Here is a 7,492-nt window from a genome sequence, read left to right as displayed (position 1 = left end):
GGCGGCCGGGTGGGGGGGGGGGGGGGGGGGGGGGCCCGCCCCGGCAGGGTCCGCCGGAACCGCGCCCACCGACCACGGCGGGAAGCGACGGACGGCGCCGCTCTCGTCCTGGGGGCCCTCCTCCTCTCCGGCGCCTGAGCAACACGAAGAAGTAAAGGAGGATTCATGGCGCTTTGCCCACCGGTTTCTCGGGACTCCGGCGGCGCGGACCCGTGAGGGAGACCGGGGGCACCCGCCTCACGCACCCGCTCACCTTTTCGAAAAACATTGAAGAGCATGAGGGAGGGACTTGTGGGTAGGCGCGCCACGTCGGCCCATGCAGGGCCGAGAAGAATCCGTGTACTGAGGAGGGGACGATGACGGTGGCGACGACCGACACGAGCACGAGGGCCATCAGCGGTATCGCCACGCTGCCGGAGGTGGCGGACCCCCGGAACGTCCCGCCGAAGGACGCCCGGGCGCTGACGAAGCTGTTCCTCGAACAGCTCGCGGTCCTGGAGGAGGGCACGCGCGAGTACCAGTACGCGCGCAACACGCTCATCGAGATGAACATGTCCCTCGTCCGGTACGCGGCGGGCCGGTTCCGCAGCCGCAGCGACGAGATGGACGACATCGTCCAGGTGGGGATGATCGGCCTCATCAAGGCGATCGACCGGTTCGAGCTCTCCCGCGAGGTGGAGTTCACCACGTTCGCCGTGCCGTACATCGTCGGCGAGATCAAGCGGTTCTTCCGCGACACCTCGTGGGCCGTGCACGTGCCGCGCCGCCTGCAGGAAGCGCGCGTCGAGCTCGCGCGGGCCACCGAGGAGCTGCGCACCCGGCTGGGACGCACGCCCACCGTCAAGGAGCTCGCCGAGCTGATGAACCTGTCCGAGGAGGAGGTCATCGAGGCCCGGCTCGCGTCGAACGGCTACAACTCCTCCTCCCTGGACGCCGCCATCAGCGGTGACGAGAGCGGCGAGACCGCGCTGGCCGACTTCATCGGCACCGAGGACCCCGCCATGGAGCTGGTGGAGGACTTCCAGTCCCTCGCCCCGCTGATCGCCCAACTCGACGAGCGCGACCGGCGGATCCTCCACCTGCGGTTCGTGGAGGAACTCACCCAGGCTCAGATCGGCGAACAGCTCGGCTGCTCGCAGATGCACGTGTCACGCCTGCTGTCCCGCACCCTCAAGCGCCTGCGCGAGGGCATGCTGACCACGCGCTGACCGCGCGGGCCACGGGCCCGCTACAAGAACCTCCGAATCGGAGTGACCGCCGCCTCCCGCAGCCGCTGGAAGGCGGCGCGTCGCTTCCAGCGGGAGAGGTCGACGGCCACGCTGCGGGTGAGGTCCTCGTCGAAGTGGTCGTCGAGGGTGGCGGTGAACTCCTCGTCGAGCACGGCGAGCATGACCTCCTCGTCGTGGTCCATGGAGCGGCGGTTGAAGTTCGTCGAGCCGATCAGCGACGCCACCCGGTCCACGGTGATGACCTTGGCGTGCATCATCGTCGGCTGGTACTGCAGGATCTCCACGCCGGCTTCCAGCAGATCGGTGTAGTGGGCCTGGCCGGCGAGCCGGCAGGCGCGCTGGTCGGTGTACGGGCCGGGCAGCAGGATCTCCACCCGTACGCCCCGGCGCGCGGTGGCGCGGAGCAGGTCGATGAAGTACTGGTCCGGCGCGAAGTAGGCGGTGGCCAGGCGGAAGCGCTCCTCGGCCGAGGTGAGCATGACCCGGATGAGGGTCTGCATGTCCTGCCAGCCGATGCTCGCCGACCCGCGGACGACCTGGACGACCGACGTGCCGTACTGGGCGTGCTCGGTGAAGCGGTCGCGCTCGTCGTACAGGTCGTCGTGGCACTCGGCCCAGTTCTGGGCGAACGCCGCGGCGATGCCGTCCACGGCCGGCCCGCGGACCTGCACGTGCGTGTCGCGCCACTCGCCGGGGTTGCGGGCGTCGCCGCACCATTCCTCGGCGATGCCGACGCCGCCCGTGTAGGCGGTGTGCTCGTCGACGACGAGCGCCTTCCGGTGGCAGCGGTGGTTCTGCTTGAACGGCGAGAGCCACACCGGTTTGCGGAACCAGGCGACCTGCACGCCGGCCGCCTCCATGTCGTCGAGCAGGTCCGTCTCTATCAGCCTGGCGCCGAAGCCGTCGAGCAGCAGCCGCACCCGGATCCCGGCGCGGGCGCGTTCGGCGAGTGCCGCGGCGAATTCCCTGGCGATCTCCCCCCGCCAGTACACGAACGTCATCATGTCGACGGTGTGCCGGGCGGTGCGGATGGCCTTCAGCATCGCGGGGAAGATCTCGTCGCCGTTGCGCAGCGCCACGAGTTCGTTCCCCTCGGTGGCGGCCACGCCGATCAACCGCTCCAGCCGTCGCCTGAGCCGCTGCTTGCGCTCCTCGCTGTCGGCGGTGGCGACGTCGGAGAGGGGGGTCATATGACGTCCCCCGGGGTGCGGGCGGCGAGTGGACCGCCGATCGCGTCGCGGGCGGACGCGACACCGGCGGGCGCGGCGGCCTCGGGCGTGGACACGCAGGCGGCGTGCCGGGCGCCAAAGTGCTCGGACATCGGTTCTGTACCTCTCTGGGCGGCACCCGCCGGTGGGCGGCGGGCCGACGTCGGAAGCCTAGTCCCCGTACGGAGGCGGTCCGGCCCCGGTGCCGGCGTCACCGCCGGTGGCACCGCCCGGAACGAACCGTCCCCGCAGGGCGACCCTGCGGGGACGGTTCCGAACACGGCTGCCCCGGCCCGGCCGTGCGAGGCGTCGCGCGGCGCCTCGCACGGCGGTGCGCGGTGCGGCTCCCTACCGCCGGGCGGTCACCTGTAGGTGATGTCGGCCGCCGTGTACTTGCAGTAGGTCCCGTCGGGGCCGCTGCCGTTCGTCTTCGGCTCCGCACCGGTGTTGTTGCCGATGTACTTCTGGCACGGGACGATCTTCCGGTCGGTGTCGCCGACGATGGTGATGTTCCTCAGCGTCGCCGAATCGCCGTAGTTCGTGTTGATGCCGACGATCCTGCTGCCCTTCCAACCCACCTCGATGGTGTTGAGGTTGATCGTCCGCTTGTACTGCGTCTTGCAGTTGCCGCAGGAGCGGATGAAGGTGCCGAAGTCCTTGACCGCGAAGTTCGACACGTTGAGCGTTCCGGCGCCGTTGAACTGGAACACCTTGTCGCTGGCCGACTTCGCGCCTCCCCCGGTGACGGTGTAGACGCTCGACGAGGAGGTGCCGCGGAACGTCGCCGCGTCCTCGCCGACGTCCTCCCACCAGACGTTCTGCAGCGTGCAGCTGCCCAGGCAGTGGATGCCGTCCGCGGCGGGAGAGCCGATGATGACGTTCTTCAGCACGGCACCGGCGGCGAGCTGCAGGATCGGCCCCTGGTCCTCGTCCTGGCTCCCGGAGCCCAGGTCGCCCGTGCCGTAGAGGCGCTTCATCCCGTAGTCCTTGGTACCGGAGATCGAGATGGTGGAGGCGACGGGCTCGCTGCCGTTGGGGGTGGGCCAGGTGGCGGCACTGGCCGGCGACGCCCCGCCGGTCATGAGCATGCCAACCGAGAGGGCCAGTGTGGCCAAGGCGCTGCCCACCGCGCGCCGGCGGTGGCGCGGTCGTGTCACGGAACTCACAGTGCGGCTCCTTCTTCGTGTTCAAGAGGACTTCCGGGTACGGAGAACGGGCTCCAGTGGCGGGTCGAGCACGCGGTACCGAGCGCACCGGCCCCTGACGGGGTGGCGAGCCGCCGCGGCGCGGTACACCGCACCCGCCACGACGCAGACCGTCCGGTACACAAGGAGACACGCTCCTCTCCCTGAACGCCGTTCACCATGCGGAACAGGCCGTACGGGATGACGCCGTCCCAGTGGGTCATTCCCGTACTTTCACCTCACTCCCGTTGCCCTACGGTGTGGGGGTGAATCACATTCTTGAACGGAAGGTAGAGGGCAAGCGCTTTCTAGTCAACGCTTCGCGCAAGACATCTCGCAAGCGGCCGTCGCGGGTGGTCAGGGCCGGGGGTTGGTGCGCTGCCACCGGGGACGCGCGTCCGCGCCCCGGCGTCCGGCGACCGCGGCGCACCGGTGGCACAGGCGCTGGACCCGGTCGGCCGCGCCCCCGGACTCGGGCATCGTGTCGATCCAGGGCACGTGGGGGAAACGGGTCAGCAGCGAGCGGCTGAGCGAGAGTCCGCACACGGTTTCGTTCCGGCCGGGTTCCCACGCGTGGACCTCCCCTGCGGGCAGCCTGCGCCGGCGCCCCTCCTCGTTCTCGGTCCACTGTCCGGAGGCGGCGACCGCGTAGTGCTTCTGTCGTGTTGCCATGTCGTGCGGCTACCCAGGAAGAGCGGGTTATGCGACCCGTACGGCGGCCCGCCCGGCGACGGGCCGGCGGGCCCGCGGCCGGGCGGGAGCACGAAGAAGCCCCGGCTGGTCGGGGGGAAACCAGCCGGGGCGGCACGGAGGCGGGTACGAAGGGCGGTCGCCTCTCGGCGAAGAGCTCCATGGGGCTTCAGCCGAACGATCTTCCCCATGGGCGAGGGATGAGGCCCGGGGACACAGTCCCCTCCGTACCCACACGTAGATGAACGGTGAACCACCTCCCGGTGTTCCGGGAACGGTGTGAAGCCCGTCACCCTCACCTCCGCGCCCACGGGAACGCCTTTTCGGCCCGGTCCTTCCGGCCCGGTCCCGTGCCCGGACCGGCGGCTGCCCCGCCCCGCCCGACGGGGGACCCACAGGGGTGCGGGCGCCTTGCCCCCGCGGAACGGGCCCCGCCCCCGCCCCCTCGGAGTCCCTCCGGACGTGTGGTCGTGCCGACACCGGCCCGCCCCGCGCCACCCCCGCACCCCGTCGGCGGTCACGCCTCGCACCGCCGCACCGCAGGTCACCCGGTCAGCCGGCGTGGGGCGCCCCGCGAGGCCCGGCCGTCCGTACGCGGCCTCCCTCCCCCGAGCCCCCGGACGAAGCACCCCACCGGCCGAACCGCGTACGACGCCCCCGGCGGGGGCGGGGCGGCGGACGACCCACCGGGCGCGGGCGGCAACGGGGCTCCCCGGCCGGAGTTGCGTAGGGTGGCCCGCACCCGAGGAGAGCGAGGCGACGGTGCCGGACTGGAGACGCCGACTGGGCCTGGAAGCGCACCCCGAGGGCGGGTTCTTCCGGCGGATCTACACCAGCCCCCACACCACGCGCACGGCCGGGGGGCCGCGTCCGACGGCGACCTCCATCCACTACCTGCTCACGCGCGACGAACCGCGCGGACGCCTGCACCGCAACCGCAGCGACATCCTCCACTTCCTCCTCGACGGGGGACCCGTCGAGTACGTGACCCTCACCCCGGACGGCGTCCTCGAACGGGTCACCCTGCGGGCCGGCGACCGGCACTTCCTCGCCGTCCCCGGCCGGGTGTGGAAGGGCTCCCGGCTCGTCGGCGGGGCCGCCCACGCCCTGGTGGCGGAGGTCGTCACCCCCGGGTTCGACCACGCCGACCACCGGTTCGCCGTGCGCGAGGACTTCGCCCACCTGCCCGCGCTGCGTGCGGACCTCGCCCCGTTCCTGCCCTGAGCCGCGCCCGCCGACCGCGCCGCCGCCCCGGAAACTCCTTCGCCCCCGGCGGGCCGCGCCCCGTACACTCGGGCCCGTGGGTTCGTTCTACTTCTTTCTCTGATTCCGGGCGCGGACACGCGGTGACCACCGGCCCGCAGGCCGGCGCGTCGGCACCGCCGTCCCCTCCCCCAGGTCCGTGAACCCCGGCCTGCGCCCACGCCTCCACTCAGGGAAAGAACCATGCGCGACCGCGCCCCCTCTCAGCTGTCCGTCAAGGACGTCTCCAAGACGTACGGCGTACGGACCGTCCTCGACCAGGTCTCCTTCTCCGTCCGTCCCGGCGAGCGGATCGGCGTCATCGGGGAGAACGGATCCGGGAAGTCGACACTGCTGCGGCTCCTCGCCGGCATCGAACGGCCCGACACCGGTGACATCACGGTCGATTTCGCCGGTGGCGTCGGCCACCTCTCCCAGACCCTCGCGCTCGCGCCGTCCCGCACCGTGCAGGACGCCGTCGACGCCTCCCTCGCCGACCTCCGCGCCCTGGAGCGGCGGATCCGGCGGGCCGAGGCCGCCCTCGCCGACGCGACACCCGGACAGCTCGACGCGTACGGCGACCTGCTGGCCGCCTACGAGGAGCGCGGCGGGTACGAGGCGGACGCCCGCGTGGACGCCTCGCTGCACGGGCTCGGCGCGGACCGGCTCGCGCGGGACCGGACGCTCGGGTCCCTGTCGGGCGGCGAGCGGTCCCGCCTGGCGCTGGCCTGCGCCCTCGCCTCGGGGGCCGAGCTGCTCCTGCTGGACGAGCCGACCAACCACCTGGACCTCGACGCCGTGCGGTGGTTGCAGGAGCGACTGCGCGCCCACCGCGGAACCGTGCTGGCGGTGACCCACGACAGGGTCTTCCTGGAGGAGGTCGCGACGGCGCTCCTGGAGGTCGACCGGGACTCGCGCGCCGTCCACCGCCACGGCGACGGCGACGGCTGGAACGGGTACCGCGCCGCGAAGGCCGCCGCCCACCGCCGCCGGGTGCGGGAGTACGAGGAGTGGCGGGACGAGCTGGCCCGTACGGAGGCGCTGGTCGAGGCCGCCGGGCAGCGGCTCGCCGTCACGGGCAAGGACCCTCGGCAGGGCTTCGGCAAGCACCGCCGCTCCTCCGAGGCGAAGTTGTCCGGGCAGGTGCGCGCCGCCCGCGTACGGCTGGAGCAGTTGCGCCGGGCCCCGGTGCCGGCACCGCCCGAACCGCTGCGGTTCACGGCGCGTCTCGCGACCGGAACGCCGACTGGAACGCCGGGCGGGACGACGGGCGGCGTCGTCGCCGAGCTCACGGACGTCGTCGTGGGGAACCGGTTGCGTCTGCCGGGGTTGCGGGTCGAGGCCGGCCAGCGCCTGCTGGTGTCCGGTCCCAACGGCGCCGGCAAGACGACGCTCCTGCGGGTGCTCGCCGGTGACCTGCGCCCGGACACCGGTACGGTGCGCGGCACCGCCGCGGTCGGTTACCTGCCGCAGGAACTGCCCGCCGCACCGTCGCGCGAGCCCCTGCTGGCGGCGTACGCGGCGGGCCGCCCCGGGCCCGCGGAGGAGTACGCCGACGAGCTGCTGGCACTCGGGCTGTTCCGCGAGGACGACCTCGACGTGCCGGTCGCCTCCCTCTCGGCCGGCCAGCAGCGACGGCTGGAACTGGCCCGACTGGTGGCCCGCCCGGTGGACCTGCTGGTCCTGGACGAGCCCACCAACCATGTCGCGCCGGGCCTCGTCGAGGACCTCGAAGAGGCACTGGCGCGGTACGAGGGCGCCGTGGTGGCCGTCTCGCACGACCGCCGGTTCCGCAGCGGCTTCACCGGCGACCGCCTGGAGCTGCGGGCGGGCCGGACGGCCGCCTGACCGCCCCGGGGCACCGCGCCCGCCGCTCCCGGTGGCGGCGGGCGTTCCGTGTGATCGGTGCCGCGCGGAGGGAGGATGTGAGGGCTCGTAT

7 protein-coding genes are annotated in these 7,492 nt (G+C 72.6%); 3 read left to right on the top strand and 4 right to left on the bottom strand.

Annotated elements, in window-relative coordinates:
* Positions 1-356: 356 nt before the first annotated feature.
* Positions 357-1,208, top strand: coding sequence for an RNA polymerase sigma factor SigF (locus RND61_RS28190; RefSeq protein ID WP_315880955.1), 852 nt, complete (start codon positions 357-359; stop codon positions 1,206-1,208).
* 20 nt (positions 1,209-1,228) lie between these two features.
* Here the strand turns inward: RND61_RS28190 and RND61_RS28185 are convergent, their stop codons facing one another.
* The 4 genes from RND61_RS28185 to RND61_RS28170 form a co-directional block, all read right to left on the bottom strand.
* Entirely contained in the window at positions 1,229-2,419 is a 1,191-nt protein-coding gene (locus RND61_RS28185; protein WP_315880954.1) for a phospholipase D-like domain-containing protein, read from the bottom strand.
* The gene (locus RND61_RS28180; protein WP_315880953.1) at positions 2,416-2,550 is read right to left on the bottom strand and encodes a hypothetical protein; all 135 of its coding nucleotides are present in this window, start codon (positions 2,548-2,550) and stop codon (positions 2,416-2,418) included. The genes RND61_RS28185 and RND61_RS28180 overlap by 4 nt, the downstream gene beginning before the upstream one ends.
* A gap of 249 nt (positions 2,551-2,799) precedes the next feature.
* Entirely contained in the window at positions 2,800-3,603 is an 804-nt protein-coding gene (locus RND61_RS28175) for a pectate lyase (RefSeq protein ID WP_315880952.1), read from the bottom strand.
* A gap of 375 nt (positions 3,604-3,978) precedes the next feature.
* A complete protein-coding gene (locus tag RND61_RS28170; protein WP_315880951.1) occupies positions 3,979-4,293 on the bottom strand; it encodes a hypothetical protein in 315 nt (104 codons plus the stop codon).
* Positions 4,294-5,073: 780 nt separating this feature from the next.
* Here RND61_RS28170 and RND61_RS28165 point away from each other — a divergent pair.
* Complete coding sequence (locus RND61_RS28165; RefSeq protein ID WP_315880950.1) at positions 5,074-5,535, top strand: cupin domain-containing protein; 462 nt, start codon at positions 5,074-5,076, stop codon at positions 5,533-5,535.
* A 222-nt stretch (positions 5,536-5,757) separates the two neighbouring features.
* Positions 5,758-7,401, top strand: a complete 1,644-nt coding sequence (abc-f, locus tag RND61_RS28160) for a ribosomal protection-like ABC-F family protein (protein ID WP_315880949.1) — start codon at positions 5,758-5,760, stop codon at positions 7,399-7,401.
* Positions 7,402-7,492 lie beyond the last annotated feature (91 nt).

It is taken from the genome of Streptomyces tamarix (genome assembly GCF_032423885.1).
In the GTDB taxonomy this organism is placed as follows: domain Bacteria; phylum Actinomycetota; class Actinomycetes; order Streptomycetales; family Streptomycetaceae; genus Streptomyces; species Streptomyces tamarix.
This window is presented reverse-complemented; position numbering and strand designations above follow the sequence as displayed.

Coding starts and splice junctions, on each gene's coding strand:
- RND61_RS28190 (WP_315880955.1), top strand. CDS start 357: ATGACGGTGGCGACGACCGACACGAGCACGAGGGCCATCAGCGGTATC.
- RND61_RS28185 (WP_315880954.1), bottom strand. CDS start 2,419: ATGACCCCCCTCTCCGACGTCGCCACCGCCGACAGCGAGGAGCGCAAG.
- RND61_RS28180 (WP_315880953.1), bottom strand. CDS start 2,550: ATGTCCGAGCACTTTGGCGCCCGGCACGCCGCCTGCGTGTCCACGCCC.
- RND61_RS28170 (WP_315880951.1), bottom strand. CDS start 4,293: ATGGCAACACGACAGAAGCACTACGCGGTCGCCGCCTCCGGACAGTGG.
- abc-f (WP_315880949.1), top strand. CDS start 5,758: ATGCGCGACCGCGCCCCCTCTCAGCTGTCCGTCAAGGACGTCTCCAAG.